The sequence below is a fragment of the Bacillus cereus group sp. TH152-1LC genome (genome assembly GCF_027710505.1).
Classification (GTDB): domain Bacteria; phylum Bacillota; class Bacilli; order Bacillales; family Bacillaceae_G; genus Bacillus_A; species Bacillus_A mobilis.
In genome coordinates, this window is sequence record NZ_JAQFNK010000066.1 from 1 (window position 1) to 1588 (window position 1588).

The window sequence follows — 1588 nt, forward strand, 5'->3', positions numbered from 1 at the left end:
CTTTCGTACTATATAAGTATGAGGAGTTATTCGAAGAATAGCTTGTCATACTTTTTTCATATATGATGAGAGCGACTGGTTGACGGGCTGGTCTTAGAATTGAAACATTCGGAATAAAAAACTGTCAACCATCACTCACTATCAAGAATTCGATTAAGTAGGTGGAGTTCAAACACTCGAGTAACAGGCGAAAATGAATAGATGGTGTAGTGAAGGGCTATCAGTCAAAAAAGATAGAGGAGCGGGGAAAGGTGATTTCAGTAGGAATAGATGTAGCAAAAGAAAAAAGTGTAGTAGCCATAATGAATGAAGAAAGAAAATTACTAAAAAAAGTTGTTACATTGAATCATACAATGAGCGAGATAAGTGCATTTATTGAGCTTTTAAGCTTTTATCAAGAAGACGAAGAAGTAAGGATAATCATGGAAGCTACTGGTTATTACCATGAGCCTGTATTGCAGCTTTTATGCGAAAGTGGATTTAAAGTATATGTCGTAAATGCGTTAGTTATAAAAAAATATAATGATGCGAAGCTTCGTCAAGTAAAAACAGATAAACAAGACGCAATCAAACTGGCAGAATACTTATTAGGCAATCATTATCAACTTAGAGAGCATAAAGAGGAAGGTTCAAAATATCAAGAACTTCGATTTTATGCGAGGGAATACCATAAAAGTATGGCAATCAAAGTGAAAATAAAAAATCAGTTAACTCAGTTGATAGATAAATGCTTTCCAGGTATAAAAAAGATTTATCATAACAACATGGAAGGAACTTTATTAGATGTATTAGAAAAGTATCCAACCATAGATCATGTCTCAAGGTTGGGGCAAAAGAGGTTTAGTAATCTATTTATCAAATGGGCTACTAAAAAGGGACATAGGATAGCAGAGAAAAAAGCAGTACAAATATATGAATTAACCCTAAAAGGTGTACAAACAGTCCCCTCATCAGAATGTGCAGAAATGATGATGAGACTGCTGATTAAGTCACTTCGAGAGCAAATCGAAATAACCACATCTATTTTAACACAGATGAAAACAATAGCAGAGTCTATCCCTGAATATGGTGTAGTAAGAGAAATGTCTGGTGTAGGAGATCGTACAGGTCCGAGACTCCTAGCAGAAATAGGAGATATTAGACGTTTTCGTTCATCGAGAGCATTAGTAGCATATGCAGGAATTGATGTATCTCCCTATCAATCTGGTCAATTTGAAGCAAGGGAACGAAAGATAACGAAAAGAGGATCAAAATATTTGAGGAAGGTTCTCTATGAAATTGTCCAAAGTTTAAAGACGGTGAAACCTACTAGAGATAGCGCTGTGTATCAATATGTTTTGCGAAAGGAACTAGAAGGAAAAGCTTCAAAAAAAGCTAAGGTTGCAGGAATGAATAAGTTTCTGCGTATATATTACGCGCGGGTAATGGAGGTTTATCAACTATAGATAAATCATGTACCTTGGTGTCTTGAAAAATAAAAATGTAAAAAAGCCGTACTTACGTACGGTTATTTGCGTTGGGGTGATATCCATGTGAAAAAAATATATTTTTTATTAATTTTTATCTTGAAAATAATTAGTAGGTTTTT

At 34.5% G+C, this 1588-nt stretch carries 1 protein-coding gene; it reads left to right on the top strand.

The features are described from left to right. Positions 1–251 precede the first annotated feature (251 nt). Positions 252–1445, top strand: coding sequence for an IS110 family transposase (locus PDL00_RS34610; protein WP_086404810.1), 1194 nt, complete (start codon positions 252–254; stop codon positions 1443–1445). Positions 1446–1588 lie beyond the last annotated feature (143 nt).